This window comes from Streptomyces sp. NH27, from assembly GCF_056859195.1.
This window is the reverse complement of the sequence record NZ_JACEGK010000011.1, coordinates 1-25,665: the sequence shown is the minus strand read 5'-3', so window position 1 is coordinate 25,665 and position 25,665 is coordinate 1. Positions and strand designations below refer to the sequence as shown.

General features: G+C 72.1%; 26 protein-coding genes. 18 read left to right on the top strand and 8 right to left on the bottom strand.

The annotated features are described in order from the left end of the window. Positions 1 to 48 precede the first annotated feature (48 nt). A complete protein-coding gene (gene ileS, locus AC13HU_RS02330) occupies positions 49 to 3,195 on the bottom strand; it encodes an isoleucine--tRNA ligase (protein ID WP_483040005.1) in 3,147 nt (1,048 codons plus the stop codon). A gap of 621 nt (positions 3,196 to 3,816) precedes the next feature. Between ileS and AC13HU_RS02325 the strand changes: the two genes are divergently transcribed. The 4 genes from AC13HU_RS02325 to AC13HU_RS02310 all read left to right on the top strand — a co-directional run bounded on the left by AC13HU_RS02325 (position 3,817) and on the right by AC13HU_RS02310 (position 8,029). Further along, positions 3,817 to 4,461 carry a TraR/DksA family transcriptional regulator gene (locus AC13HU_RS02325; protein WP_483040004.1) on the top strand — a complete coding sequence of 215 codons (645 nt, stop codon included), beginning with the start codon at positions 3,817 to 3,819 and terminating at the stop codon, positions 4,459 to 4,461. 308 nt (positions 4,462 to 4,769) lie between these two features. Then, positions 4,770 to 5,354: a signal peptidase II gene (lspA, locus tag AC13HU_RS02320; protein ID WP_483040003.1), complete on the top strand. Its 585-nt coding sequence runs from the start codon at positions 4,770 to 4,772 to the stop codon at positions 5,352 to 5,354. Positions 5,355 to 5,474: 120 nt separating this feature from the next. Beyond that, on the top strand, positions 5,475 to 6,416 hold the full coding sequence (locus tag AC13HU_RS02315) for an RluA family pseudouridine synthase (RefSeq protein ID WP_483040002.1): 942 nt from the start codon (positions 5,475 to 5,477) through the stop codon (positions 6,414 to 6,416). Positions 6,417 to 6,436: 20 nt separating this feature from the next. Beyond that, positions 6,437 to 8,029, top strand: a complete 1,593-nt coding sequence (locus AC13HU_RS02310) for a Na+/H+ antiporter (protein WP_483040001.1) — start codon at positions 6,437 to 6,439, stop codon at positions 8,027 to 8,029. A 164-nt stretch (positions 8,030 to 8,193) separates the two neighbouring features. On the opposite strand, the gene AC13HU_RS02305 is transcribed toward AC13HU_RS02310, so the two are convergent. Beyond that, entirely contained in the window at positions 8,194 to 9,243 is a 1,050-nt protein-coding gene (locus AC13HU_RS02305) for a mechanosensitive ion channel family protein (RefSeq protein WP_483040000.1), read from the bottom strand. A gap of 127 nt (positions 9,244 to 9,370) precedes the next feature. Here AC13HU_RS02305 and AC13HU_RS02300 point away from each other — a divergent pair, with 127 nt between their 5' ends. Beyond that, complete coding sequence (locus AC13HU_RS02300; protein ID WP_483039999.1) at positions 9,371 to 9,946, top strand: dienelactone hydrolase family protein; 576 nt, start codon at positions 9,371 to 9,373, stop codon at positions 9,944 to 9,946. 95 nt (positions 9,947 to 10,041) lie between these two features. Here the strand turns inward: AC13HU_RS02300 and AC13HU_RS02295 are convergent, their stop codons facing one another. The 3 genes from AC13HU_RS02295 to AC13HU_RS02285 all read right to left on the bottom strand — a co-directional run bounded on the left by AC13HU_RS02295 (position 10,042) and on the right by AC13HU_RS02285 (position 12,249). Beyond that, positions 10,042 to 10,854, bottom strand: coding sequence for a thioredoxin domain-containing protein (locus AC13HU_RS02295; RefSeq protein ID WP_483039998.1), 813 nt, complete (start codon positions 10,852 to 10,854; stop codon positions 10,042 to 10,044). Between the two features lie 69 nt (positions 10,855 to 10,923). Continuing rightward, on the bottom strand, positions 10,924 to 11,598 hold the full coding sequence (locus tag AC13HU_RS02290; protein ID WP_483040015.1) for a hypothetical protein: 675 nt from the start codon (positions 11,596 to 11,598) through the stop codon (positions 10,924 to 10,926). A gap of 477 nt (positions 11,599 to 12,075) precedes the next feature. After that, positions 12,076 to 12,249, bottom strand: a complete 174-nt coding sequence (locus tag AC13HU_RS02285; protein ID WP_483039997.1) for a hypothetical protein — start codon at positions 12,247 to 12,249, stop codon at positions 12,076 to 12,078. A 225-nt stretch (positions 12,250 to 12,474) separates the two neighbouring features. Here AC13HU_RS02285 and AC13HU_RS02280 point away from each other — a divergent pair, with 225 nt between their 5' ends. The 4 genes from AC13HU_RS02280 (at position 12,475) to AC13HU_RS02265 (ending at position 16,815) form a co-directional block, all read left to right on the top strand. After that, positions 12,475 to 13,686, top strand: a complete 1,212-nt coding sequence (locus tag AC13HU_RS02280) for an NYN domain-containing protein (RefSeq protein WP_483039996.1) — start codon at positions 12,475 to 12,477, stop codon at positions 13,684 to 13,686. 486 nt (positions 13,687 to 14,172) lie between these two features. Further along, positions 14,173 to 15,183 carry an ABC transporter ATP-binding protein gene (locus tag AC13HU_RS02275; RefSeq protein ID WP_483039995.1) on the top strand — a complete coding sequence of 337 codons (1,011 nt, stop codon included), beginning with the start codon at positions 14,173 to 14,175 and terminating at the stop codon, positions 15,181 to 15,183. Continuing rightward, entirely contained in the window at positions 15,180 to 15,998 is an 819-nt protein-coding gene (locus AC13HU_RS02270; protein WP_483039994.1) for an ABC transporter permease, read from the top strand. The genes AC13HU_RS02275 and AC13HU_RS02270 overlap by 4 nt, the downstream gene beginning before the upstream one ends. A 37-nt stretch (positions 15,999 to 16,035) precedes the next feature. Beyond that, positions 16,036 to 16,815 carry an ABC transporter permease gene (locus AC13HU_RS02265; RefSeq protein WP_483039993.1) on the top strand — a complete coding sequence of 260 codons (780 nt, stop codon included), beginning with the start codon at positions 16,036 to 16,038 and terminating at the stop codon, positions 16,813 to 16,815. Position 16,816: 1 nt separating this feature from the next. Here the strand turns inward: AC13HU_RS02265 and ybaK are convergent, their stop codons facing one another. Both ybaK and AC13HU_RS02255 read right to left on the bottom strand, forming a co-directional pair. After that, positions 16,817 to 17,359, bottom strand: a complete 543-nt coding sequence (gene ybaK, locus AC13HU_RS02260) for a Cys-tRNA(Pro) deacylase (protein WP_483039992.1) — start codon at positions 17,357 to 17,359, stop codon at positions 16,817 to 16,819. Between the two features lie 18 nt (positions 17,360 to 17,377). Beyond that, positions 17,378 to 18,103, bottom strand: a complete 726-nt coding sequence (locus AC13HU_RS02255; protein ID WP_483040014.1) for an LON peptidase substrate-binding domain-containing protein — start codon at positions 18,101 to 18,103, stop codon at positions 17,378 to 17,380. 189 nt (positions 18,104 to 18,292) lie between these two features. Here AC13HU_RS02255 and hisD point away from each other — a divergent pair, with 189 nt between their 5' ends. The 8 genes from hisD to hisF all read left to right on the top strand — a co-directional run bounded on the left by hisD (position 18,293) and on the right by hisF (position 24,332). Beyond that, on the top strand, positions 18,293 to 19,600 hold the full coding sequence (gene hisD / locus AC13HU_RS02250) for a histidinol dehydrogenase (RefSeq protein WP_483039991.1): 1,308 nt from the start codon (positions 18,293 to 18,295) through the stop codon (positions 19,598 to 19,600). Next, positions 19,597 to 20,793 carry a histidinol-phosphate transaminase gene (locus AC13HU_RS02245; protein WP_483039990.1) on the top strand — a complete coding sequence of 399 codons (1,197 nt, stop codon included), beginning with the start codon at positions 19,597 to 19,599 and terminating at the stop codon, positions 20,791 to 20,793. Before hisD ends, AC13HU_RS02245 begins: the two co-directional genes overlap by 4 nt. After that, positions 20,790 to 21,383 (top strand): imidazoleglycerol-phosphate dehydratase HisB, encoded by a 594-nt coding sequence (hisB, locus tag AC13HU_RS02240; protein WP_483039989.1) that lies wholly within the window; start codon positions 20,790 to 20,792, stop codon positions 21,381 to 21,383. Before AC13HU_RS02245 ends, hisB begins: the two co-directional genes overlap by 4 nt. After that, entirely contained in the window at positions 21,380 to 21,532 is a 153-nt protein-coding gene (locus AC13HU_RS02235) for a hypothetical protein (protein WP_483039988.1), read from the top strand. The genes hisB and AC13HU_RS02235 overlap by 4 nt, the downstream gene beginning before the upstream one ends. A 12-nt stretch (positions 21,533 to 21,544) precedes the next feature. Continuing rightward, entirely contained in the window at positions 21,545 to 22,201 is a 657-nt protein-coding gene (hisH, locus tag AC13HU_RS02230) for an imidazole glycerol phosphate synthase subunit HisH (RefSeq protein ID WP_483039987.1), read from the top strand. 189 nt (positions 22,202 to 22,390) lie between these two features. Beyond that, entirely contained in the window at positions 22,391 to 23,116 is a 726-nt protein-coding gene (gene priA, locus AC13HU_RS02225) for a bifunctional 1-(5-phosphoribosyl)-5-((5-phosphoribosylamino)methylideneamino)imidazole-4-carboxamide isomerase/phosphoribosylanthranilate isomerase PriA (protein ID WP_483039986.1), read from the top strand. After that, positions 23,113 to 23,580 carry a Rid family hydrolase gene (locus tag AC13HU_RS02220; RefSeq protein ID WP_483039985.1) on the top strand — a complete coding sequence of 156 codons (468 nt, stop codon included), beginning with the start codon at positions 23,113 to 23,115 and terminating at the stop codon, positions 23,578 to 23,580. The genes priA and AC13HU_RS02220 overlap by 4 nt, the downstream gene beginning before the upstream one ends. Continuing rightward, positions 23,577 to 24,332, top strand: coding sequence for an imidazole glycerol phosphate synthase subunit HisF (gene hisF / locus AC13HU_RS02215; protein WP_483039984.1), 756 nt, complete (start codon positions 23,577 to 23,579; stop codon positions 24,330 to 24,332). Before AC13HU_RS02220 ends, hisF begins: the two co-directional genes overlap by 4 nt. Before the next feature lie 35 nt (positions 24,333 to 24,367). Here hisF and AC13HU_RS02210 read toward each other — a convergent pair whose 3' ends face one another. Then, positions 24,368 to 24,985: an O-methyltransferase gene (locus tag AC13HU_RS02210; protein ID WP_483039983.1), complete on the bottom strand. Its 618-nt coding sequence runs from the start codon at positions 24,983 to 24,985 to the stop codon at positions 24,368 to 24,370. Between the two features lie 150 nt (positions 24,986 to 25,135). On the opposite strand from AC13HU_RS02210, the gene AC13HU_RS02205 reads away from it, so the two are divergent. Continuing rightward, positions 25,136 to 25,665 (top strand): helix-turn-helix domain-containing protein (locus AC13HU_RS02205; protein ID WP_483039982.1); only part of this gene is annotated, 530 nt, incomplete at its 3' end.

The window sequence follows — 25,665 nt, the reverse complement described above, 5'->3', positions numbered from 1 at the left end:
AGTACTCCCAGCGCCCCTGAACTTAACTAGGCCCTCCGCCGAACTTGACTAGGCCCTCCGCAAGGAGAACGTCAGGGACAGACCCTCGTCCGTGAAGGCGGGGCCGAACTCGGGGTCGGGGGCGCCCTGGGAGAAGTCGGTGGCCAGGACCTCCTCGGAGATCAGGGAGCCGTGGGCGTCGAGGGCGCCCGTGACCTCGGGGTCGGTCGAGGTCCAGCGGATCTCGATCCGATCGGCCACGTCGAATCCCGACTGCTTGCGCGCTTCCTGGACGAGCCGGATCGCATCGCGGGCGAGCCCGGCGAGCCGCAACTCGGGTGTGATCGTGAGGTCGAGCGCCACGGTCGCACCGGAGTCGGAGGCGACGGACCAGCCCTCCCGGGGGGTCTCCGTGACGATGACCTCCTCGGGGGCGAGCGTGACCGTCTCACCGTCGACCTCGACACTCGTGGTGCCGCGCTCGCGCAGATCCGCCGACAGGGCACTCGCGTCTGCGGCGGCGACAGCGGCCGCGACCGCTTGGACGCCCTTGCCGAACCGCTTGCCCAGCGCACGGAAGTTGGCCTTGGCGGTGGTGTCGACCAGGGATCCGCCGACCTCGGAGAGGGAGGCGAGCGAGGAGACGTTCAGCTCCTCCGCGATCTGGTCGCGCAGTTCGGACGGCAGCGTGCCGAAACCGCTCGCCGCGACCAGCGCACGGGACAGCGGCTGCCGGGTCTTGACCCCGGACTCCGCGCGGGTGGCGCGGCCGAGTTCGACCAGCCGGCGGACCAGCCGTACCTGCGCGGAGAGCGCCGGGTCGATCCGCGCGGCGTCGGCCACCGGCCACTCGGCGAGGTGGACCGAGTCGGGGGCATCGGGTACGACCGGGACCACCAGGTCCTGCCAGACCCGCTCGGTGATGAACGGCACCAGCGGCGCCATCAACCGGGTGAACGTCTCCAGCACGTCGTGCAGGGTGCGCAGCGCCGCCGCGTCGCCCTGCCAGAACCGCCGCCGGGAGCGCCGTACATACCAGTTGGACAGGTCGTCGACGAAGGCGGAGAGCAGCTTGCCGGCCCGCTGGGTGTCGAAGTCCTCCAGCGCGGCGGTGGTGTCGCGGACGAGCGCGTTGAGCTCGCCGACCAGCCAGCGGTCCAGCAGCGGCCGGTCCGCCACCGCCGGGTCGGCCGCGGACGGCGCCCAGCCGGAAGTGCGGGCGTACAGCGCCTGGAAGGCGACGGTGTTCCAGTAGGTGAGCAGCGTCTTGCGGACCACCTCCTGGATGGTGCCGTGCCCGACCCGGCGGGCCGCCCACGGCGAGCCGCCCGCCGCCATGAACCAGCGCACCGCGTCGGCGCCGTGCTGGTCCATCAGCGGGATCGGTTCGAGGGTGTTGCCGAGGTGCTTGGACATCTTGCGGCCGTCCTCGGCGAGGATGTGGCCCAGGCAGACCACGTTCTCGTACGAGGACCGGTCGAAGACCAGGGTGCCGATGGCCATCAAGGTGTAGAACCAGCCGCGGGTCTGGTCGATCGCCTCGGAGATGAACTGCGCGGGGTAGGTCCGCTCGAAGATCTCCTTGTTGCGGTACGGGTAGCCCCACTGCGCGAACGGCATCGACCCCGAGTCGTACCAGGCGTCGATCACCTCGGGCACCCGGGTCGCGGTCTGCCCGCAGTCCGGGCAGGGGAAGGTGACCGCGTCGATGTACGGGCGGTGCGGGTCGAGGCCGGACTGGTCGGTGCCGGTCAGCTCGGTGAGGTCGGCGCGCGAGCCGGCGCAGGTGAGGTGGCCGTCGGCACAGCGCCAGATGGGCAGCGGGGTGCCCCAATAGCGGTTGCGGGACAGCGCCCAGTCCACGTTGTTGTCCAGCCAGTCGCCGTAGCGGCCGTGCTTGACGGTCTCCGGGTACCAGTTGGTGCGCTCGTTCTCCCGCAGCAGCGCGTCCTTGACCGCGGTGGTGCGGATGTACCACGACGGCTGGGCGTAGTAGAGCAGCGCGGTGTGGCAGCGCCAGCAGTGCGGGTAGCTGTGCTCGTACGGCAGGTGCCGGAAGAGCCGGCCGGCCGCGTCGAGTTCGGCGACCAGCGTCTCGTCGGCCTTCTTGAAGAAGACCCCGCCGACCAGCGGCACGTCCGGCTCGAAGGTGCCGTCCGGGCGGACCGGGTTGACCACCGGCAGGCCGTACGCCCGGCAGATCTTGAGGTCGTCCTCGCCGAACGCGGGGGACTGGTGCACCAGTCCGGTGCCGTCCTCGGTGGTGACGTATTCGGCATTGACGATGTAGTGCGCGTCAGGGATGTCCACGTAGCCGAACGGGCGCTGGTACGTCCAGCGTTCCATTTCCCGCCCGGTGAAGCTCTGCCCGGTCGCGGTCCAGCCTTCGCCGAGCGCCTTGCCGAGCAGCGGCTCGGCGACGACCAGTTGCTCGGTCCCGTCGGTGGCCACCACGTACGTCACGTCGGGGTGCGCGGCGACCGCCGTGTTGGAGACCAGCGTCCAGGGGGTGGTGGTCCACACCAGCAGCGCGGCCTCGCCGGCCAGCGGGCCGGAGGTGAGCGGGAAGCGCACGTAGACCGAGGGGTCGACGACCGTCTCGTAGCCCTGCGCGAGTTCGTGGTCGGACAGCCCGGTCTGGTCGCGCGGGCACCAGGGGGCGACCCGGTAGTCCTGCACCAGCAGGCCCTTGTCGAAGATCTGCTTGAGCGACCACCACACCGACTCGATGTACTGCGGGTCCATCGTGCGGTACGCGTCGTCGAGGTCCACCCAGTAACCCATGCGCGTGGTCAGCTCGGTGAAGGCGTCGGTGTGCCGGGTCACCGACGCGCGGCACTTCGCGTTGAACTCCGCGATGCCGTACGCCTCGATGTCCTGCTTGCCGGTGAAGCCCAACTCCTTCTCCACCGCCAGCTCGACCGGCAGGCCGTGGCAGTCCCAGCCGGCCTTGCGGGTCACATGGTGGCCCTGCATGGTCTTGAAGCGCGGGAAGACGTCCTTGAAGACCCGGGCCTCGATGTGGTGGGCGCCGGGCATGCCGTTGGCGGTCGGCGGGCCCTCGTAGAAGACCCAGTCCGGGCGGCCCTCGGACTGCTGGACCGAGCGGGCGAAGGTCTTCCGCTCGCTCCACAGCTCCAGCACCTCGTGTTCGAGGGCGGGCAGGTCGACCTGGGCGGGCACCTGGCGGTACTGCGGTTGGCGCGGCTGGCTCATCAGGGGTTCTTCCTCCGGCGGACGCTTGTCGCTTGTCGCGTTCTTCCGTCGGAGGGACGAGAGCCTGTGCCGGCGCTCCCGCGGTACCACCCTCCTTGGCGGTGTGCCGGGCCCGTACGGGACCCACCGCCCCCTCATTGGGGTCGCGAGGCCGGTTCTACCAGCGGACGGGCGCCGCAATCGCTGCGCGCCCGTGGGCCTTCTTCCGGCGGCTCCGGGGTGATCTTCGCACCGCGCACACCCCCGGGCTTCCACCGTCCCCGGGTCGCTCATGGCTGCGTGCGGCGCTACTCGTCCCATCCACGCCTTTCGCTGCGCCCAGTGTACGGGGCCGGGTGCCGCGCCCGCGCACGGTTTTCCCCGGCTGCCACGCCCGCCGGCAGGCCCGCCCGCGCCGGATACCGACTGACCCTAATGGCCGTCTTTGTTACGAAATGCGGCATGGTTCGCGGCTTGCGGCGGAATACCTGACGGTGGGCTGGGCACAACGGATGCAGACCGGTTCCCCGCCGAGGGGTGGCGGTCGGCCCGGCAGCGCGCCCGTTGCCGCGGATCGATGACCGATTTACCGTTTCCGGCACGATTCGCGCACAAGATCACTGACGTGAAGGGGTCGCGGCCATGGTCGAGAAGAAGCCCGCCACCAAGAAGGCGCCCGCCAAGAAGACCACGGCCAAGAAGGCGGCGGCCACGAAGGCGGTCGGCAAGAAGGCCGCCGCGAAGAAGACTTCGGCAGCTCAGCGGCCGAAAGCCGAAACGGCGTCTGCCGGCGAGGCTGGGACGAGGAAGACAGGAGCCCGCAACGTGGGAGCTAAGAAGACCGTGGCCGGGACGGCCGACTCCGCGGTGCCCGCGGCGCGGAACGCGGCGGAGCCCGGCGGCCTCGCGGTGCTGCCGGGGGAGGACCCCTGGACCCCCGAGGAGGTCGAGGAGGCGAGGTCGGAACTGCTCGCGGAGGTGAAGCGGCTCAAGGCGGAGATCGTCTCCTCCGAGGCCGCCGTCGCCGGCCTGCTGCGCGACTCCGGGGACAGCGCGGGGGACGAGGCCGACACCGGGTCCAAGAACATCACCCGCGAGTCGGAGTTGGCGCTCGCCGCGAACACCCGGGAGATGCTCACCCAGGCGGATCATGCGCTGCGCCGGCTCGACGAGGGTACGTACGGGCTCTGCGAGGTGTGCGGCAAGCCCATCGGGAAGGCCCGAATGCAGGCGTTCCCCCGGGCGACCCTGTGCCTCGACGACAAGCAGCGCCAAGAGCGCCGCTGAGCCCTGCGGGCGGCGGCGCCCCTGACCCCCCGGGGTGGTGCGTTCTGTCGGTTGAGGGAATACCTGCCGGTGGGTGGCTGGTCGCGCCGTTCTCCCCCAGGGCTTCGCCTGGGTGGTAGCCCCACGCGCCCCTTAGTTTGTGCGGCTCTTCCGCGAAAGAAGACCGGCCCTGAAGGGGCGCGCGGAACGGCGCGGCCAGTCCACCACTCACAGGTGGTCCCTGAACCGACAGAACGGGGCAGCCCGGGGGGTCGGGGGCCCTTGGTACCCTCGCACAGAGGGTCGGGCACACAAGGCTAGGGACTGACGTGACGGAAGCGGAGCGCACCATCACCACACCGGAGACGCCGGACGCGGAGGCGGGCGCGGACGGGGCCACCGAGGCCGCGCCGGCGCCGCGCGGCAGGCGCCGGGTCGCGGTGCTGATAGGCGTGGCGGCACTGGCGTACCTGCTGGACCTGCTCTCGAAGCTGTGGGTGGTGCACAGCCTTGAGAACCACGATCCGATCAACATCTTCGGCCACTACCTGCGGCTGGACGCGATCAGGAACGGCGGCGCGGCCTTCAGCATCGGCCAGGGCATGACCATCGTGTTCACGGTGATCGCCACCGGCGTCATCGTGGTGATCGTCCGTCTCTCCCGTCGCCTTTACAGCGTCCCGTGGGCGATCGCGCTCGGCCTGCTGCTCGGCGGAGCCTTCGGCAACCTGACCGACCGCGTCTTCCGCACCCCCGGCGGCTTCCAGGGGCGGGTGGTCGACTTCATCGAGCCCGAGCACTTCGCGATCTTCAACCTCGCCGACTCCGCGATCACCTGCGGCGGCGTCCTGATCGTGCTGCTCTCCTTCCTCGGCATCGAGCCGGACGGCAAGCGCCAGCAGCGCGAGGACTGACTCAGGGCTCCGGGCCCCGCGCCCGTACGTCCCGCCCGTACCCCTGCCCGGGGACCGTTCGCCGGCCGCCCGGAGACCGCCCGGCGTCCAGGCCGCGCCGCGTCCGGCATACTCGACCGGGTGAGTACGCTTCCCGAGGTCCGCTCCCTTCCCGTGCCCGACGGCCTGGAGGGCGAGCGCGTCGACGCCGCCATCGCCCGTATGTTCGGCTTTTCCAGGACGAAGGCCGCCGAGTTGGCCGCGGCCGGGAAGGTGTCGATCGACGGGGCAGCGGCGGGCAAGTCCGAGCGGGTGCACGGCGGGGCGTGGCTCGAAGTGGAGATGCCGGCGCCGGCCGCCCCCGTACAGATCGTCGCCGAGCCCGTCGAGGGCATGGAGATCGTGTACGACGACGAGGACGTGGTGGTCGTCGCCAAGCCGGTCGGGGTCGCCGCGCACCCCAGCCCCGGGTGGACCGGGACCACCGTGATCGGTGGGCTGGCCGCCGCCGGGTACCGCATCTCGACCTCGGGTGCCGCCGAGCGGCAGGGCATCGTGCACCGGCTGGACGTGGGCACCTCCGGGCTGATGGCCGTGGCCAAGTCCGAGCGGGCGTACACCCGGCTCAAGCAGCAGTTCCGCGACCGCGTGGTCGACAAGCGCTACCACGCCCTGGTGCAGGGCCACCCCGACCCGATGAGCGGCACCATCGACGCGCCGATCGGCCGGCACCCCACCCACGACTACAAGTGGGCGGTGACCGCCGAGGGCAAGCCGTCCGTGACGCATTACGACCTGATCGAGGCGTTCCGCTCGGCGAGCCTGCTCGACATCAAGCTGGAGACCGGCCGCACCCACCAGATCCGGGTGCACATGTCCGCGCACCGCCACCCGTGCGTCGGCGACCTCACCTACGGGGCCGACCCGACGCTGGCCAAGCGGCTCGGGCTGACCCGGCAGTGGCTGCACGCGGTGCGACTGGGCTTCGAGCACCCCGCCGACGGCGAGTGGGTCGAATTCGAAAGTACGTATCCCGAAGACCTCCAGGCTGCGCTGGACGTGGTGAGGGCCGACAGCCAGTAACCGCGTGGCAACCTAGCGGAGTGGATCAACTCGCGCTCTTCTTCGCGGTCACGCTGGCCGCGATCGTCATGGTGCCGGTGGCGGAGCGGATCGGGCTGCCCTCGCCGGTGCTGATGACCTTGGTGGGCGGCGTCCTTGCGTTGATCCCGCAGGTACCGAACATCGAGATCAACCCCGAGCTGATCCTGCCGCTGGTGCTGCCGCCACTGCTGTACGCCTCCGTGCAGCGCACGTCATGGCGGCAGTTCGCGGCGAACCGGCGGGCGATCTTCCTGCTGGCGGTCGCGCTGGTGTTCTTCACCACCGCCGCGGTCGCGGCCGTCGCCAACGCGGTGGTGCCCGGGATCACGCTGGCCGCCGCCGTCACCCTGGGCTCCCTGGTGGCGCCGCCGGACCCGGTCGCGGCGACCGCGGTGGCCGGCAGCCTCGGCCTGCCCCGCCGGATGATCTCCATCCTGGAAGGCGAGGGGCTGTTCAACGACGTCACCGCGATCGTGCTCTACCATGTGGCGGTCGCGGCGGTCCTCTCCGGCCACTTCTCGCTGCCGCACGCCATCCTTGAGTTCGTCCTGTCGGCGGTGGTCGCGGTCGCGGTCGGGCTGGCGCTCGGCTGGGGCGCCAACAAGCTGATGGGCGTGGTCGGCGACGCCACCTTGCAGATCGGCCTGTCGCTGCTGGTGCCGTTCGCGTCGTACACGATCGCCGAGGGGCTGCACGGCTCCGGGGTGCTCGCCGTGCTCACCGCGGCGCTGTTCCTCGCCGAGTACGCCTTCGAGGCCGACGACGTGACCGCGCGACTGGCCGGCAACACCTTCTGGGAGATCGTCGACACCCTCGTGACCGGGGTCGCGTTCGGGTTGATCGGCCTGGAGATGCACCACGTCTTCAGCGTCGGGGCCGGCAACTGGGGGCCGCTGCTCCGCGACGCCGGGCTGGTCGTCGCCGTTGTGGTCGGCATCCGGCTGATCTACCTGCTGCCCGCCGCGGCCATCGCCAAACGGCTGCACAAGCTGCGGGACATGGACGAGGACATCCCCCTGACCTGGCGCGAGACCGTCACCATGTGGTGGGCCGGGATGCGCGGGGTGGCCTCGGTCGCCCTCGCGCTGGCGATCCCGCTCACCACGGACCACGGCGACCCCTTCCCCGCCCGCGCCCAACTGCTCTTCATCGCCTTCTGCGTGGTCCTGGTCACCCTTGTGATCCAAGGGCTCACGCTGCCCTGGCTGGTCCGCACGCTCGGGGTGACCGGGGACATCGAGGTCGAGCACGACCAGGAACGCGCGCTCGCGCTGCGCGCGATGAAGGCGGCCAGGAAGCGGCTCAAGGAGATCGAGACGGCGGAGGACCTCGACGAGGAACTCGCGGAGATGCTCTACTACCGGGCGATCGACCTCGGCGCCCGCATCTCGCCCGACGTCATCGACGACGAGCGGCGCGAGAGCCATGCGGGGCGCGCCAAGCGGATCAAGGCGCTGCGCCGTATCCAGGACGACATGCTCTCCGCGGCCCGGCACGAAGTGCTCGCCGCGCGCAGCGAGTCGGGGTCGGACCCGGAGATCGTGGACCGGGTGCTGAGGCATCTCGATCTGCGTTCCATGCGGGGGGTTTGACGGGACCCTCCGGGGGTGCCTGGTTGCTGTTGGTTGAGGGACCACCTGCCGGTGGGTGGTTGCGCGCGCAGTTCTCCCCCAGAGCTTCGCCTGGGTGGTACCCCCACGCGCCCCTGATTTTGTGCGGCTCTTCCGCGAAAAGAGGGTCACAAACTCCGGCGGCGCTACGTGGCGGGGTTGGGCGGAGGGTCCTGCACGCGAATGCTGACGCGGGGGAGGGCGTAGGGGTGTTCGGTGCGGAGCCAGTCGATGAGTTGTTCGCGGACGAGGCAGCGGAGCGCGAAGATGTCGCCGGCGTCCTTGGCGGTGGCGACGGCGCGGACCTGGACGGTGGTGGGGGTGGTGTCGTAGACGACCAGGCTCCAGGCGCGGTGGTCCCACTCGGTGGCCTGCTCGAGTATCTCCAGCAGGCGCTTGCGCATGAGGTCGATGGGCGCGGTGTGGTCGAGGTGGAGGAGGACCGCGCCGGTCATCCGGGGGTCGCCGCGCGACCAGTTCTCGAACGGCTTGCTGGTGAAGTAGGAGACGGGCATGGTGATCCGCCGCTCGTCCCAGGTGCGTACGCTCAGGAAGGTGAGCGTGATCTCCTCGACCTCGCCCCACTCGCCGTCGACGACCACGGTGTCGCCGATCCGCACCATGTCCCCGAAGGCGATCTGGAGCCCGGCGAAGAGGTTGCTGAGGGTGGACTGCGCGGCCACACCGGCGACGATGCCGATGATGCCGGCCGAGGCCAGGACGGACGCGCCGACGGCCCGCATCTCCGGGAACGTGAAGAGCATCGAGGCGACCGCGATCACCCCGACGATCGCGGTCAGCACCCGCTGGATGAGGGTGAGTTGGGTGCGCAGTCGGCGGATCTTCGGCACGCTGTGCGCGGTCGCGGCGTAGCGGGCGTAGGAGGAGTCGATGACGGCGGCCGCGACCCGGACCACCAACCAGGCCGACGCGGCGATCAGCACCAGGGTGAGCGCTTGGCCGATCGCCGTCGCGTGCTCGTCCTCGAAGTGCGCGGCGTGGTACGCGCCACGCAGCAGCGCCGTGCAGAGCACCACCTGCGTCGGCAGCCGGCAGCGGCGCAGCAGGTCCCACAGCGGGGTCTCCGGGTGCCGGGCGTCGGCCGAGCGCAGCGCCCGGTCGCCTATCCAGCCGACCAGCAGCGTCAGCACGACCGCCGCGCCGACCACCACGACCGGCCGCAGCGTGCTCTCCATGCCTACCACCTGCTCTTCTTCCTGTCCGTCGGCAGCCCCGTAGGGCACCTGTGTACGGTGTCCGGCCCGCCGCTGGCAACTGGCACCATGGGACCCGTACCCGACGGACTGTGAATGAAGGCCCCTTGTGACATCTGCGACGATCGTGCTGCTGCACTCGACCTACGGGCCGCGGCCCGCCGTGCACTCCGCGGCCGAGCGGCTGCGCGCCGCCGGCCACGAGGTGTACGTGCCGGACCTGTTCGACGGGCGGGTGGCGGACAGCGTCGAGGACGGCCGGAAGATCCGCGACGAGATCGGCAACGAGGAGTTGCTGCGCCGGGCGATCGTCGCCGCCGCCCCGCACTCCGAACAGGGCCTGGTCTACGCGGGCTTCTCGATGGGCGCCGCGCTCGCGCAGAACCTCGCGCTCGGCGACGAGAAGGCCCGCGGGCTGCTGCTCCTGCACGGCACCTCGGACATCGCCGACGACGCGGCCACCGACATCCCGGTGCAACTCCACGTCGCCGACCCGGACCCCTTCGAGCCGGACGACTGGCTGAACGCGTGGTACCTGCGGATGCGGCGGGCCGGCGCCGACGTGGAGGTCTTCCGCTACCGCGGCGCCGGCCACCTCTACACCGACCCCGACCTCCCCGACTACGACGAGGAGGCCGCCGAGCGCACCTGGTCGATCGCGCTGGACTTCCTGGCGGACCTGTAGGGCTTCCCGCGGCAGCAGGAGGCCCGGCCCCCCGAACGCGGGGGGACCCGCGGGGCACGCGGCCGGCCGGAGTGCGGCCGGCCGCGTCCCGGCGGCTACTTGAGGTCGGCCTGGATTCCGGCCGTCACGGTCGCGACCGGCACGCCGTTGACGCTCACGTTCTTGCCGTTCACGTGCACCGTCGGGGTGCCGCTGATGCTGTTGTCGTCCAGGTACTTCTCGAACACGTCGCTGGTGTCCAGCGCCCACTTGTCGTAGGTGCCGTTCGTCACCGCGTCCGAGAACTTCGTGTTGCCCTTGAGCGCCGGGATCTTCTGCGCGATGGAGACCAGCTTGGCGGGCTTGCCGAAGGTGTCGACCGTCTCGTCGGGGTGGACCGCCTTGGAGTACAGCAGGGAGCGGAACTGCTCGAACGCGTCCGGCGACACGTTCAGTGCGGCGCCCAGCGCGCTGAGTGCCTGCTTGGAACCGACGCCGCCGTTCCGGTCGAGGAAGGTGCCGATGTGCAGCACGATCTTGTACTTGCCGTCCTTCGCGCCTTGGAGCACCGCCGCGCCGGACTCCTGCTCGTAGGAGGCGCAGTAGGGGCAGCGCATGTCCTCCCACTCTTCGACGGTGTTCTTGTTGTTCGGGTCGCCGATGGTGATGACGGTGCCGTTGGTGCCCGAGGTGTTGGCCGGCTTGACCAGCGGCTTCTTCGCGGCCGCCTTCCACTTGCTCGGCGTGCTGGGCTTGTTGGCGTTGTTGACCGCCACGGCTATGCCGCCCGCGGCCGCCAGCACCACCACGACGCCGACACCGACGAGGAGTTGGCGGCGGATCTTCGCGCGCTTGGCTTCCTTCTCGCGCTCGAGGCGCAGCCGCTCGCGGGCGGCCGCCTTGTTCTGCTTGCTGTTCCTGGTGCTCATGGCTGGATGTCTCCGAGTGAAGTACGCGTGAATGTGGGAGAGGACGTGCGGGTCGGGCCGGCTGCCGGGTCAGGCAGCGAGCGCGAGCGGCGGTCCTCGGCGTACGACGGAGTGCAGCAGCGGCCGGGCGGCGAGATGGCCGGCGGCCCGGGCGGCGGGGCGGACCCGGCCGGGAGTGGTGCCCGCCATGGCGCCGGCGGCGGCGACCGCGAACAGCAGCGGGCGGAACGCGGCGACGGCCACCGCCCGTAGCAGGCGGTGCACCGCGGTCTCACCGCGCCGCAGCCACCAGGACGCGAGCAGGCCGACCGCGACGTGGACGGCCAGCAGCAGCCACGGCAGCGCCGAGGTGCTGGCGTGGGCGGTGGCGGCCTGCGCGGGCGAGACGGTGGGAAGCTGCGAGCCGACCTGGCCGCCGTGGCAGACGACCGCCTCGTGCAGCGACCGCCACGAACCGGTGACAGGGCCGCCGTCGGGCCCGTAGCAGGACTTCTGGCCGGAGGTGAAGGCGGTGTCCACGGCCAGTTCCAGCGGCACCATCATCCCGCTGATCGCCCAGAAACCGCGCTCGCGGCCGCCGAGCGCGTAGGCCAGCGCGAAGACGGCCACGAAGGCGCACAGGACGACGGGCAGCGGCAGCGGGGTGCGGGCCATCAGGACGTGCGAGGTGGAGGAGAGCGTGACGCAGAGCGCGGCGAACAGGGCGGCGCGCGCCGCCCTCAGCCGCGGACGTATCTCGCCCATGGTCTCCATGGGCACAGAGTGTGCCACGCGGACCTGTATGTGTGACCTAAAGGTCGGATAACAACACGAGATGCTGTCGGCCCACCGCCGCCACCGGGCGCCCCCACGCGTATGCGCTGCTCAGCCATCTCAACTGGTGCCGCCGGATGGGCATCAAGATGCCCCGGATGTGAACGGGTCGGACGCCGACTTCACCCCGAGCGGTGGCGGCGTGATCGACTTCGGCCGCACCGCGGTGCGCAACGTCGCCGGCTACGCACCGGCGCCCACCCAACTCGTCGAGGGCGCCGTGGTGTTCGTCAAGGCGCGGCCGACAAGCGTGGGACGTGCCGCGGCCGGTCGCCGTGGAGCCGGTGGAGTTGGTGGCGTCGTCGGAGTCGACGGTGCCCGACCCGATGGACATCGGGCGCCGACGGACGAACGCGGGGGCGCCCCCGAAGGGCACCCCCGCGTCCGTCAAGTGCTCGTGCGGCGCGATCAGTTGTGGCCGAACTTCTTCTGGTGCTTGCGCGAGACGTGCGTGGTGGCGGGCATCATGTGCTCCTCGGCCTGGGTGCTCTTGCTGTGCTGCTCCTGGGCCTCGCTCGCCGGGTTCGACCGCTCGTCGTGGTGTTCGCGCTGCGGACGGCGCTGGTTCTTGTTCTTAGCCACGATCGTGCCTTCCTAGTGAGGGGATGTTGGCCGATGGGCCGCAATCAGACTTACATGTGGGGACGAAGGCCGCATTTCGGGCAGTTGGGGAAGCGGAGGGCCAGAAAAAACCGCCGACCGCCACGCCGAAGATCGCGTTCGCGGTCATAACCCCCGAGCATTCGGGCACACTCGGGGGAAGCTCAGGGGGCATCCGTGCCGGGGGTCGACCGGAAGAGGTGCAACATGGACCGCTGCGTCGTCCTGGTGGACGCCGGGTATCTGCTGGGCGCAGCGGCGAGCCTGCTGGCCGGCGAACCGTCGCGTTCGAGGATCACGGTTGATCATGCCGCCGTGGTCGCCGGCCTGCGCGAACGCGCCGAAGTGGAGACCGGCCAGCCGCTGCTGCGGATCTACTGGTTCGACGGCGCACCCGACCGGGTTCCGCAACCCGAGCACCGCCGGCTGCGGGTGATGCCGCGGGTGACGGTCCGGCTCGGCGCCCTCACCCGGACGGACGGCAGGTGGGCGCAGAAGGGCGTCGACGCCGCGATGCACGCCGAACTGTCCGAACTGGCCCGCAACCGGGCCTGCTCCGACGTGGTGCTGGTCACCGGCGACGGCGACCTGCTGCCCGGCATGATGTCGGCCAAGGAGCACGGCGTGGCCGTCCACCTGTGGGCCGTGCAGGCCGCAGACGGCGACTACAACCAGTCGGAGGACCTGGTCGCCGAGGCCGACGAGCGGCGCGTGCTCGACCGGGAGTGGATCACCGCGGCGATCCGGGCCAAGGAGATCGCCGGCGCCTGCGGGCCCGCGCCCGGGCCCCGCCCCGGTGTGCGCCCGGAGATCGCCGCGATCCTGTCCGCGCCGCTGCCGGAGTCCACCGGCTCCCGGCACCCCGTCGACACCCCTTCGAAGAACGGCTCCACGCCCGCCGAGCACCCCGACGACGACGCTGCGGCCGCCCCGCCCGGCAAGGGGGTGCCCACGCCCAAGGATCTCGCGGACCTCGGCCGCACCCACGCGGCCCCGCCGCCACCCGCGGCCCACCCCGCGCCGAGCACCCTGCGGTGGTCCTCCGACAAGGGCTGGACCGAACGGCCCGGCGCCGACCAGCCCGACACCTCCGGGCTGCCGACCCTCGCGCAGCTCACCACGGCGGAGCAGCGCTGGGCCGACCGCGAGGCCGACATCACCGCGGTCAGCGGTGATCCCTACGAGGTCGGGCAGGTGTTCGCCCGCCGCTGGATCGCCCGGGTCGGCGATCCGACCCACCTCCAGCATCTGTCCACCCACTACCCGCGCGTGCCGCACCGGCTCGACGGCGAACTGCTCCGGTACGCCGCCCGCTTCGGGTTGCTGGCGCACACGGATGACCAGATCGACGAGAATGATCGCTACGCGATCAGGGCGGGATTCTGGCGCGAGTTCGACGCGGCCGCCACCCCGGACTAGTGCCGTGACCGGCGAGGTTCGCCCGGTAGGCGAGGCGTGCTGGCGTGGTCGTCCGCAAGGCGCCGCAGCGGCCTCGTAGTGGGCCTACTCGGCTGATGCGGCAACGCCGTGGACGGCCGCGCCAGGGCGGCGAGCGGCGCAAACCTTGCCGGGAGGGGCACCAGCTCGCCCCTCGGGTTGGCCCGCCCCCTCGGCGGTCGGGTGCGCCCTTCCCGGGCCGCGGGCCCAGCCCCCGCGGCGGGTTCGCCGGACCGCCGGGCGGTGGGTGAGTGCTCGCGCAGTTCCCCGCGCCGCAGCTGGGTTGCCCTCGCCCGCAAGGGCGCCCGTGGTGCGGGAAGGGGTTGCCCTCCTCCGCAAGGGCAGCCCCGGTCCGTTGAGGGGCACCGCCCTCCGCAAGGGCGACCCAGGCCCGTTGAGGCGGCACCGCCAAGCGCAAGGGCACCCCGTTTCGTGGCGAACCTGGCGGAGCGCGTACTGTCGGTGCTCGTGAGGACGCGCACCGAGACACGGGCGAGACCGGCGGTAGCCGCGTGCTCCGTACGCGGTCTCGTACGGACCTACCCGGGCGGACGGGGGCGCCGTGGCAGGGACATCCCGGCGGTGCGTGCGAACGACGGCATCGACCTGGACGTGCGCGCCGGCGAACTCTTCGGCATCCTCGGCCCGAACGGCGCGGGCAAGAGCACTCTGGTCCGGCAGCTCACCGGCCTGCTGCGGCCGGACGCCGGCAGCATCGACCTGCTCGGCCACGACCTCGTCAAGCACCCCGAACGCGCCGCGCGGCTGATCGGCTACCTCGGTCAGGAATCCACCGCGCTGGACGAACTGACCGTGGCGCTCGCCGCCGAGACCACCGGTCGGCTGCGCGGGATGGACACGGCCGCGGCCCGCGCCGCCCGTGACGCGGTGCTGGACGAGCTGGGGCTCGGCCCGATAGCGGCCCGCCCGATCAAACGGCTCTCCGGCGGCCAGCGCCGCCTCGCCTGCTTCGCCGCGGCCCTCGTCGGCCCGCGGCCGGTCCTCGTCCTGGACGAGCCCACCACCGGCATGGACCCGATCGCGCGCCGCGCGGTGTGGTCGGCGGTCGACCGTCGCCGTACCGAGCACGGCGCCACGGTCCTGCTGGTCACCCACAACGTCATCGAGGCCGAGACGGTGCTGGACCGGGTCGCGGTGCTCGACCAGGGCCGGGTCATCGCCTGCGACTCGCCCGCCGGGCTGCGCTCCCTCGTCGAGGGCGAGGTGCGGCTGGACCTGGTGTGGCGGCACGAACCGCCGGTCGACCTGCCCGCGGTGGCCGCGCTGCGCCTCCTCGCGGAGGTCTCCGGCCGCCGCTGGACGCTGCGGCTGCCGCAGGAGCGGGCCAGGGCCGCGGTCGCGGAGGTCACCGGCGGCCCGGCGTTTTCCGCGCTGGACGACTTCACCTTGGCGATGCCCAGCCTGGAGGACGTGTACCTGGCGCTCGGCGGCAGCGGCGAGGGACTGGTGAAGGTATGACGGTGGTCGCTCCGGCCGAGACCGAGCCCGGCGAGCGGGTCGGCGGCGGGATCACCCCGCTCGCCCCCAAGGCCCGGCTGTGGCCTGCGCTCGGCGCGGTCTACCGGGCCCAGCTCTCCCGCGCCCGGGTGGCGCGCATCCCGCTGCTGTTCGTCGCCACCTTCCAGTCCATCGGGATCATGGTGATGCTGCGGGGCGTGGTGCACGCCGGGGACGGCGAGGCGGCCCGCGCGGTGGTGGCGGGCTCCAGCGTGCTGGTGGTCGCGTTCGTCGCCCTGAACCTGCTCGCCCAGTACTTCGGCCAGCTGCGTGCCTCCGGCGGGCTCGACCACTACGCGACGCTGCCGGTGCCGCCGGCCGCGGTCGTGCTCGGCGCGGCCGGCGCGTACGCCTCCTTCACCGTGCCCGGCACCCTGGTCACCGCGGTCACCGGGTGCGTGCTGTTCCATCTCGGCCTGGCCAACCTGTGGGTGCTGGTGCTCGTGGTGCCGCTGGCCGGGGCCGCGATGTCCGGGCTCGGTGCGGCCTTCGGGCTGCTCGCGCCCCGCCAGGAGATCGCCACGCTGCTGGGCCAGCTCGGCATGTCCGCCGCGTTGCTGCTCGGGGTGCTGCCCGCCTCGCACATGCCCACGCCGGTCGGCTGGGCCCGCGACCTGCTGCCGTCCACCTACGGGGTGGAGGCGTTCGCCCGGACCTTCGGGCACGGCGGCACCGACTGGGCCGCGGTCGCCGGGGATCTGACGGTGTGCGCGGCCGTGGGGGTGGCCTCACTGGCCGTGGCGACCTGGGCGTACCGCAGGGCCGCCTGCCGCTGAACGGCCGATGGCGCGGTTGCCAGGAACACCTGGCACGATGGCACCCGTGACCGCTCCTCTGACTCCTCCCGAGCCTCCGCACTCCGGGCCCCCGCAGCCCGGGCCCTCGCAGTCCGAGCCCTCGCAGTCCGAGCCCTCGCAGTCCGAGCCCTCGCAGTCCGAGAGCCAGCACAGCCCGCAGGGTCCGGACAGCCCGCAGGATCGGCAGGACCCGGGCGGCCCGCAGCTCTCGCCGTACCTCGTCGGAGGCGGCGACGGCGACGGCGCCACGCTCGCGCCGTACAAGGTCGAGCCGGACCGGGACCCGGTGCGCACCGCGCTGCGGAACGGGCTGATCGTCGCGGTCCTCGTCGCGATCTGCGGGATCATCCTCGGGCTGTTCTGGCTGTGGCTGTCGCCGCGGGTGCCGATGGTCTCCGACGGGCAGGCGGTCTACCTCAAGGACACCGAGGGCGAGGAAGCGATCGGCGGGGACGGCACCTTCGTGCTGATCGCGCTGATCCTGGGCGCGCTCACCGCGGCCGCGGTGTTCTGGCGGTACCGCAGGGGCGGCCTCGGGGTCGTGTTCGGCCTGGCGGTCGGCGGCGCGGTCGCCTCCGTCATCGGCTGGCGGCTGGGCGTGTGGCTCGGCCCGACCACGGACATCGTCGCGCACGCCAAGCAGGTCGGGCCGAAGGTGGTCTTCGACGGCCCGCTGGAACTGCGCGCCAAGGTCGCGATCGTGGTCTGGCCGGCCGCCGCGATGCTGGTGCACACCGCGCTGACCTATGCGTTCGGGCCACGCGACGAGTCATACACGGGTACCTGGACGGAGTGAGTCAGCCGCGGGTGCCCGGACGGAGCAGCGGGGCGGTGGCCGCGGCGGTGAGCTCCACCAGCGCGGCCGGTGCCAGCTCCACCTCCAGGCCCCGCTTCCCCGCGGACACGAAGACCGTCGGATGGGACAGCGCGGTGGCGTCCACCACCGTCGGCAGCGCCTTGCGCTGGCCGAGCGGGGAGATGCCGCCGCGCACGTAGCCGCTGCTCCGCTCGGCCGCCGCCGGATCGGCCATCGCCGCGCGCTTGCCGCCGGCCGCGGCCGCCAGCGCTTTGAGGTCCAGCGAGCCGGACACCGGCACCACCGCCACCGTCAGCGCGCCGTCCACCTCCGCGACGAGCGTCTTGAACACCCGGCCCTGGTCCGTGCCGAGCGCGGCCGCGGCCTCCTCGCCGTAGGACAGCTCGGAGGACGGGTCGTGCGCGTAGGCGTGCAGGGTGTAGGGCACGCCGGCCTCTTCGAGGACACGCAGCGCGACGGTCGCCGGGGGTCCCCCCGCCGAAGGCAGGGGGAGAGTTCCGCCGGTACGGGATTTCTTCGCCATGACCGAAAGCCTGCCAGGTCAGTTCGCGCAGATCGGCTGCTGGGTCAGGTCCACCGCCGGCAGCGACGGCAGCTTCGCGATGACCGCGCTCTCCCGGCGCAGCAACCGCAGCTCCTCGGTGAGCCGGGCGGTCGCGTCCGGTGCCTCCAGCAGCAGCTGCTTCGCCGGCGTCTCGGCGATCATCGTGGCCGCCACCAGATACGACAGCACCGTCGGATTGTCGGTGAACTCCTGCGAGGACAGGCTGCGTTCACGGGACCCGGCCAGCCGCTTCTGGTAGGTGCGGAAGGCCCGGGTCACCTCGGGCGCCAGCGCGCCCGCCCCGCTGCCCGCCTCCTCCGCCAGCTCCTCGACCTCGGCGGTCAGGTACTCCCCGGACGCGTCCACCGACACCAGCCGGAACCGTACGATGCCGGTCGCGTGCATCCGGAAGCCGCCGTCGCCGCTGTCCACGATGTCGGCCACGTCGGCGACACACCCGAAGCCGTACAGCGCCGCGAGCGGGTCGTCGCCCAGGCCCGCGGCCGGACCGGTGGCCCGGCCCTCCTGACCGGTCGGCGCGATCTCCTGGCCGTTTTTGATCGCCACCACTCCGAACCGCCGCGGCATGTCCTCCGGCAGCGCCCGCAGGTCGCGCACCAGCGCGCGGTAGCGCTCCTCGAAGACGTTCAGCGGCAGTACCAGCCCTGGGAACAGCGGCGAACTGAGCGGGAAGAGCGGAAGGCGATCGGTCACAGCGGCCAGCGTACGGGCAGTAAGCCCCCGTTCGGCACCCTTCCCGGCAGCCGCGTCCGACCTGCGGCGCGACCCGTGCCGGAGCGGCGAAGCGCGGGCGCGGAGACAGCCCGCCGGGCGCGCCTCGGCGACCGTGGACCGTATCACGGAGTGGAACCGCGCAACGGTGGTGCCGAGCGGGTCTCTACACTTGGCAGCGTGATCTCCCGAATCGATCTGCGCGGTGCCGCCTTCCCCGAGGGCGGCATCGACCGCGACCTGCTGCCCCGGGCCGAGTTCGACGTGGAGGCCGCGCTCGAAGCCGTGCGGCCGATCTGCGAGGACGTCCGCCATCGTGGCAGCGCCGCGGTGATCGACTACGGCGAGCGGTTCGACGGGGTGCGGCCGGAGCGGCTGCGGGTGCCCGCGCAGGCCCTCGCCGACGCCCTCGCACAGCTCGACCCCGAGGTGCGCGCCGCCCTGGAGGAGTCCATCCGCCGGGCCCGTATCGTCCACCGCGACCAGCGCCGCGCCGACACCACCACGCAGGTGGTGCCCGGCGGCACCGTCACCGAGCGGTGGGTGCCGGTCCAGCGGGTCGGGCTGTACGTACCGGGCGGCCTGGCCGCGTACGCCTCCTCCGTGGTGATGAACGTGGTGCCCGCGCAGGAGGCCGGCGTCGAGGGCGTCGCGGTGTCCTCCCCGCCGCAGAAGGACACCGGTCTGCCCTCGGCGCCGGTGCTCGCCGCCTGCGCCCTGCTCGGCGTCGACGAGGTCTACGCGGCCGGCGGCGCCCAGGCGATCGCCATGTTCGCCTACGGCACCGACGAGTGCCGTGCGGTCAACCTCGTCACCGGCCCCGGCAACATCTACGTGGCCGCCGCCAAGCGCCTGCTCAAGGGCCGGATCGGCATCGACGCCGAGGCCGGCCCGACCGAGATCGCCATCCTCGCCGACGGCTCCGCCGACCCCGGCTTCGTGGCCGCCGACCTGATCAGCCAGGCCGAGCACGACCCGCTCGCCGCCGCCGTGCTGGTCACCACCTCCACCGAACTCGCCGCCGCAGTCGACAAGGAACTCGACGTCCAGGTCGCCGCCGCCAAGCACCGCGAGCGGATCACCGCCGCGCTCTCGGGCCGCCAGTCCGCGACCGTCCTGGTCGACACCCTGGAGCAGGGCCTGGAGGTCGTCGACGCCTACGCGGCCGAGCACCTGGAGATCCAGACCCAGGACGCCGCCGCCGTCGCCGCCCGGGTGCGCAACGCCGGCGCGGTCTTCGTCGGCCCGCACTCCCCGGTCTCGCTCGGCGACTACTGCGCCGGCTCCAACCACGTGCTGCCCACCGGCGGCTGCGCCTGCCACTCCTCGGGCCTGTCCGTGCAGTCCTTCCTGCGCGGCATCCACGTCGTGGACTACTCCCGCGAGGCGCTCGCCGAGGTCGCCCACCACGTGGTGGCGCTCGCCGGCGCCGAGGACCTGCCCGCGCACGGCTCCGCCGTCACCGCACGGTTCGGAGGCGGTTCGTGACCTCCCTCGACGACCTGCCACTGCGCGACGAACTGCGCGGCCAGTCCGCCTACGGTGCCCCGCAACTCGACGTGCCGGTGCGGCTGAACACCAACGAGAACCCGTACCCGCTGCCCGAGCCGCTGGTCGCCCGGATCGCCGAGCGCGTCGCCGAGGCCGCCCGCGGGCTCAACCGCTACCCCGACCGGGACGCCGTCGAGTTGCGCACCGAGCTGGCCGGCTACCTGAGCCGCACCGCCGGCCACCGGGTCGGCACCGACCAGGTGTGGGCCGCCAACGGTTCCAACGAGGTGATCCAGCAGCTCCTCCAGGCGTTCGGCGGGCCCGGCCGCACCGCGATCGGCTTCGAACCGTCGTACTCGATGCACGCGCTGATCTCCCGCGGCACCGGCACCGCCTGGGTGTCCGGGCCGCGGCACGCCGACTTCACCATCGACACCGACGCCGCCCGCCGCGAGATCGCCGCGCTCCGCCCCGACGTCGTGTTCATCTGCTCCCCGAACAACCCGACCGGCACCGCGACCGACGCCGGGACCGTACTGGCGCTCTACGACGCGGCACAGGCCGCGAAGCCGTCGCTGGTGGTGATCGACGAGGCGTACGGCGAGTTCTCGCACCAGCCGTCGCTGCTGCCGCTGATCGACGGCCGGCCGAACCTGGTGCTGACCCGCACCATGTCCAAGGCGTTCGGCGCGGCGGGCCTGCGGCTGGGCTATCTGGCGGCCGACCCGGCCGTGGTGGAGGCCCTCCAGCTCGTCCGGCTGCCCTACCACCTGTCGTCGGTCACCCAGGCCACCGCGCTCGCCGCGCTGGAGTACACCGACACGCTGCTCGGCTACGTCGAGCAGCTCAAGGTCGAACGCGACCGGCTCGTCACCGAGTTGCGTGCCATCGGCTACCAGGTCACCGACTCGGACGCGAACTTCGTCCAGTTCGGCCGGTTCGCCGACAGCCACGCCGCCTGGCAGGCGATCCTCGACCGCGGCGTCCTCGTCCGCGACAACGGCGTCCCCGGCCGGCTGCGGGTCTCGACCGGCACGCCCAGCGAGAACAGCGCGTTCCTGGACGCGGCGAAGGCCGTGTTCGCGACGCACAGCACCGAGCACAGCACCGAGCGCAGCACCGAGCGCAGCACTGAGCACAGTACCGAGCACAGCGGCGACGACAGCCGCACCGACAAGGAGTCCGCATGACCCGCGTGGGCCGCGTGGAGCGCAGCACCAAGGAGACGTCCACCGTCGTCGAGATCGACCTCGACGGCAGCGGGCAGGTCTCCGTCTCGACCGGCGTGGGTTTCTACGACCACATGCTCGACCAGCTCGGCCGGCACGGCCTGTTCGACCTCACCGTGAAGACCGAGGGCGACCTGCACATCGACACGCACCACACGATCGAGGACACCGCGCTCGCGCTGGGCGCCGCGTTCAAGCAGGCGCTCGGCGACAAGGTCGGCATCTACCGGTTCGGCAACTGCACGGTGCCGCTGGACGAGTCGCTCGCCCAGGTCACCGTCGACCTGTCCGGCCGCCCCTACCTGGTGCACACCGAGCCCGAGCACATGGCGCCGATGATCGGCTCCTACGACACCACGATGACCCGGCACATCCTGGAGTCCTTCGTCGCCCAGGCTCATATCGCCCTGCACGTCCACGTGCCCTACGGGCGCAACGCGCACCACATCGTGGAGTGCCAGTTCAAGGCGCTGGCCCGGGCCCTGCGCTACGCCAGCGAGCGCGATCCGCGCGCCGCGGGCATCCTGCCCTCTACCAAAGGTGCGCTGTGATCAAGGGGCCTTCACTCTTCATCGCCCTCGGCCTCTTCCTGGCCGGCGGGGTCTACTCGTTCTGGAAGCAGAAGCTGCCCAGGGGCGTGATCGCGCTGATGGCGATCGGCTCGGTCATGGCGCTGGTCACCGGGCTGACCCAGCTCTAGGAGGGCACGGACATGACCACGCACACGCCCGGGGCCACCAAGAGCGTCGTCGTCCTCGACTACGGATTCGGCAACGTACGGTCCGCCGAGCGGGCACTGACCCGGGCCGGCGCCGAGGTGGAGATCACCGCGGACTACGGCAGGGCGATGGCGGCCGACGGGCTGCTCGTGCCCGGCGTCGGCGCCTTCGCCGCCTGCATGGAAGGCATCAGGAAGGTCCGCGGTGACTGGATCGTGGGCCGCCGGCTGGCGGGCGGGCGCCCGGTGCTGGGCATCTGCGTCGGCATGCAGGTGCTGTTCAGCCGCGGTATCGAGCACGGCGTGGAGAGCGACGGCCTGGACGAGTGGCCCGGCACCGTCGCCCCGCTGCGCGCGCCGGTCGTGCCGCACATGGGCTGGAACACCGTCAAGGCCCCGCAGGACTCACGGCTGTTCGCCGGTCTGGACGACGACGCCCGGTTCTACTTCGTGCACTCCTACGCGGTGCGCGAGTGGGAGCTGGAACCGTCGACCAGCGCCATCCGGTCGCCGAAGGTCACCTGGACCACGCACGGCGAGCCGTTCGTGTCCGCGGTGGAGAACGGCGCGCTGTGGGCCACCCAGTTCCACCCGGAGAAGTCCGGCGACGCGGGCGCGCAACTGCTGGAGAACTGGCTCGACACGCTCTGACATCGGCACGGACGCCGGCTCTGACGCCAGCACCGGCGCCGGCGCCGAAAGGGCACGAGCGCCCGCGTACCGCCCGACCCTCCGTCGCTCGACCGTCCGACCGACCGGCCGCCTGGTGACCCACCGGCCGCCGGCCGTACGACCGACCACCACCCCGCATCCGCCCGATCTCCCGAGGACCGCATTCCGATGAGCACGCTCGAACTCCTTCCCGCCGTCGACGTCCGCGACGGCCAGGCCGTCCGTCTGGTGCACGGCGAGTCCGGCTCGGAGACCTCCTACGGCGACCCGCTCGCCGCGGCGCTGGCCTGGCAGCAGGCGGGTGCGGAGTGGCTGCATCTGGTCGACCTCGACGCGGCGTTCGGCACCGGCGACAACCGCGACCTGATCGCCGGGGTGGCCCGCACCATGGACATCAAGGTCGAGCTGTCCGGCGGCATCCGCGACGACGACAGCCTCGCGGCGGCGCTGGCCACCGGCTGCACCCGGGTCAACCTCGGCACGGCCGCGCTGGAGAGCCCGCAGTGGGTGGCCAAGGTGATCGCCGAGTACGGTGACCGGATCGCGGTCGGCCTCGACGTGCGCGGCACCACGTTGCGCGGCCGCGGCTGGACCCGCGACGGCGGCGACCTGTACGAGACGCTGGCCCGGCTGGACTCCGAGGGCTGCGCGCGGTACGTCGTGACCGACATCGCGAAGGACGGCACCTTGCAGGGCCCCAACCTGGAGCTGCTGGAGAACGTGTGCGCGGCCACCGACAAGCCGGTGGTCGCCTCCGGCGGCGTCTCCAGCCTCGACGACCTGCGGGCGATCGCGACGCTCGTACCGAGGGGCGTGGAAGGCGCGATCGTCGGGAAGGCGCTGTACGCGGAGGCGTTCACGCTTCAAGAGGCCCTGGAGGCTGTTTCCCGATGACCGATTCCCCGGAATCCCCGCGATCCCCGCAGGTGCACCGTGTCCGCTCGGACGACAGCTCCTGGGAGGAGGCGATCGGCTCCTCCCGCGCGGTGGCGGCGGGCGACCGGGTCATCGTGGCCGGGATCATGCCCGCGCCCGCCAGCGGCAGCGTGCCGGGCGACGCCGAGCCGTACGACCAGACGATCAGCGCCTTCCGCAGCGCGCTGTCCGCGCTGGAGCCGTTCGGCCTGGACGCGGGCAGCGTGATCCGGACCCGGATGTACCTCAGCCACGCGCGGGACGCCGACGAGGTCGGCCGGGCCCACCGCGAGCTGTTCGGGACGGTGCGGCCGGCCGCCACGATGGTCGTGGTGGCGGGGTTCGCGGACTCCCGGGTACTGGTCGAGGTCGAGATCGAGGCGTACCGCGGCGACGAGCGGGGCGGGCCCGAAGCACCTGGCGAACGAGAAGAGGGCGCATGAGCCTCGCGGTCCGAGTCATTCCCTGCCTGGACGTGGACGCCGGGCGGGTGGTCAAGGGCGTCAACTTCCAGAACCTGCGCGACGCCGGCGATCCGGTCGAGATGGCGAAGCTGTACGACGCCGAGGGCGCCGACGAGTTGACCTTCCTGGACATCACCGCGTCCTCCGGCGACCGGGAGACCACGTACGACGTGGTGCGCCGCACCGCCGAGCAGGTCTTCATCCCGCTCACCGTCGGCGGTGGGGTGCGCAGCGCCGACGACGTGGACAAGCTGCTGCGGGCCGGTGCGGACAAGGTGGGCGTGAACACCGCGGCGATCGCCCGGCCCGAGCTGATCCGGGAGATCGCCGAGCGGTTCGGCCGCCAGGTGCTGGTGCTCTCCGTCGACGCCCGGCGCACCCCGACCGGCTCGTTCGAGGTCACCACGCACGGCGGGCGGCGCGGCACCGGCATCGACGCGGTGGAGTGGGCGGAACGCGCGGCCGACCTCGGGGCCGGCGAGATCCTGCTCAACTCGATGGACGCGGACGGCACCAAGGACGGCTACGACACCGAGATGATCGCGGCGGTGCGGGCCCGCGTGACCGTGCCGGTGATCGCCTCCGGCGGTGCCGGCCGGGTCGCCGACTTCCCGCCGGCGGTGGCCGCGGGCGCGGACGCGGTGCTGGCCGCGTCCGTCTTCCACTTCGGCGACCTGCGGATCGGCGAGGTCAAGTCGGAGCTGCGGGAAGCGGGCTACCCGGTCCGCTGAGGACATCGGGGTCGAGTGCCGCCCCGGCTCTGCGGTCAGGGCGCCGTAAGGGTACGGGTGCCGACGAGCACCGCCAGGTCGGGCGCGAGCGGGATCTCGACGGTGTGCAGGGCAGGGTGTTCCAGCCAGTGCAGGCGGGCGGTGTCCGGGCGGCCCTGGAAGGTGGGAGGCCGCCCGGCGGAGGGCGTGAAGTCGTCGACGACGAGCAGGCCGCCGGGCGTGAGCAGGGCCGCCGGGTCGGCCGGGGCGCCGCCGTCCGCGTCCTTGCCCTGGCCGCCGCCGTCGAGGACGAGCAGGTCGAACGGCCCGTGCGCGGCTATCTCGGTCCACTGGCCGCACACGACGGTCACGTCGGGCGCGTAAGGGGTGAACAGTCCGGCCGCGGCCTCGGCGCGTACGGGATCGCGTTCGACGCTGACCGCGGTGGCGCCGGAGCGCATCCCCGAGACGAGCCAGGCCAGCCCCACCCCGCAGCCGGTTCCGGTCTCGCCGATCCGGGTCGCGCCGGCGGCCAGCGCGTGCAGCAGCCGCCCCTGCTCGGGCCGGCAGGAGTAGGGGAAGTCGAGGTGGCGGGCGGTCCGCGCGGCGTGCTCGACCAGGGGTGGAAGGTCGCCGGGGCCGGTGAGGTGGGCACGGGTGCCGTCGAGGGACATGGCCGCCATCCTGCCCGGGGGCGCGGCACGCACGCTGGAGATCTGCGGGATCGGCGGGATCGGCGGAGCGGTGGGCCTGGCGGTAGATAGGAAAGAGAAGTTGCGCAAATACTGTTGCGCAACTTCTCTTTCCTATCTACCGTAGGGAGGGTGGCAGACGTACACGCAGCACCGGACCCCGAACCGCGCATCACCGACCTGGAAGCGCTGAAGGTGTTCACGCACCCCCTGCGCATCCGGATCTACCGCGCGCTGTTCACCAGTCGCGAAGCCACCGCCTCGCGACTGGCCGACCAGGTCGACGAAGCGGTGTCGCTGGTCAGTTACCACCTGCGCAAGCTCGCCGCGCACGGCTTCATCGTCGAGGCGCCCGGGCACGACGGCGACGGCCGCGAGCGCTGGTGGAAGCTCTCCTCCGACCGCGGCTTCAACTTCCGCAACTCCGACTTCGACGACCAGCCGGAAGGCGTCGCCGTCCTCAGCCAGGTCACCCGGCAACTCCTCGCCACCCGCGCGGAGCGGTACGAGCAGTACCTGGACGAAGTGCCGGCATGGCCCAAGGAGTGGACGGAGGCGGCCTTCTCCAACGAGTTCATGCCGCGGCTGACGGCCGCCGAACTCCAGGAGATGGCCGACGAGATCGGCGCCCTGATGCGGCGCTGGACCGACCGCGGCAAAGC

Coding starts and splice junctions, on each gene's coding strand:
- AC13HU_RS02295 (WP_483039998.1), bottom strand. CDS start 10,854: ATGAGCACCAGGAACAGCAAGCAGAACAAGGCGGCCGCCCGCGAGCGG.
- AC13HU_RS02290 (WP_483040015.1), bottom strand. CDS start 11,598: ATGGGCGAGATACGTCCGCGGCTGAGGGCGGCGCGCGCCGCCCTGTTC.
- AC13HU_RS02210 (WP_483039983.1), bottom strand. CDS start 24,985: ATGTCCCTCGACGGCACCCGTGCCCACCTCACCGGCCCCGGCGACCTT.
- AC13HU_RS02265 (WP_483039993.1), top strand. CDS start 16,036: ATGGCACCCGTGACCGCTCCTCTGACTCCTCCCGAGCCTCCGCACTCC.
- ileS (WP_483040005.1), bottom strand. CDS start 3,195: ATGAGCCAGCCGCGCCAACCGCAGTACCGCCAGGTGCCCGCCCAGGTC.
- AC13HU_RS02270 (WP_483039994.1), top strand. CDS start 15,180: ATGACGGTGGTCGCTCCGGCCGAGACCGAGCCCGGCGAGCGGGTCGGC.
- ybaK (WP_483039992.1), bottom strand. CDS start 17,359: ATGGCGAAGAAATCCCGTACCGGCGGAACTCTCCCCCTGCCTTCGGCG.
- hisH (WP_483039987.1), top strand. CDS start 21,545: ATGACCACGCACACGCCCGGGGCCACCAAGAGCGTCGTCGTCCTCGAC.
- priA (WP_483039986.1), top strand. CDS start 22,391: ATGAGCACGCTCGAACTCCTTCCCGCCGTCGACGTCCGCGACGGCCAG.
- AC13HU_RS02305 (WP_483040000.1), bottom strand. CDS start 9,243: ATGGAGAGCACGCTGCGGCCGGTCGTGGTGGTCGGCGCGGCGGTCGTG.
- AC13HU_RS02325 (WP_483040004.1), top strand. CDS start 3,817: ATGGTCGAGAAGAAGCCCGCCACCAAGAAGGCGCCCGCCAAGAAGACC.
- AC13HU_RS02220 (WP_483039985.1), top strand. CDS start 23,113: ATGACCGATTCCCCGGAATCCCCGCGATCCCCGCAGGTGCACCGTGTC.
- hisF (WP_483039984.1), top strand. CDS start 23,577: ATGAGCCTCGCGGTCCGAGTCATTCCCTGCCTGGACGTGGACGCCGGG.
- AC13HU_RS02280 (WP_483039996.1), top strand. CDS start 12,475: ATGGACCGCTGCGTCGTCCTGGTGGACGCCGGGTATCTGCTGGGCGCA.
- hisB (WP_483039989.1), top strand. CDS start 20,790: ATGACCCGCGTGGGCCGCGTGGAGCGCAGCACCAAGGAGACGTCCACC.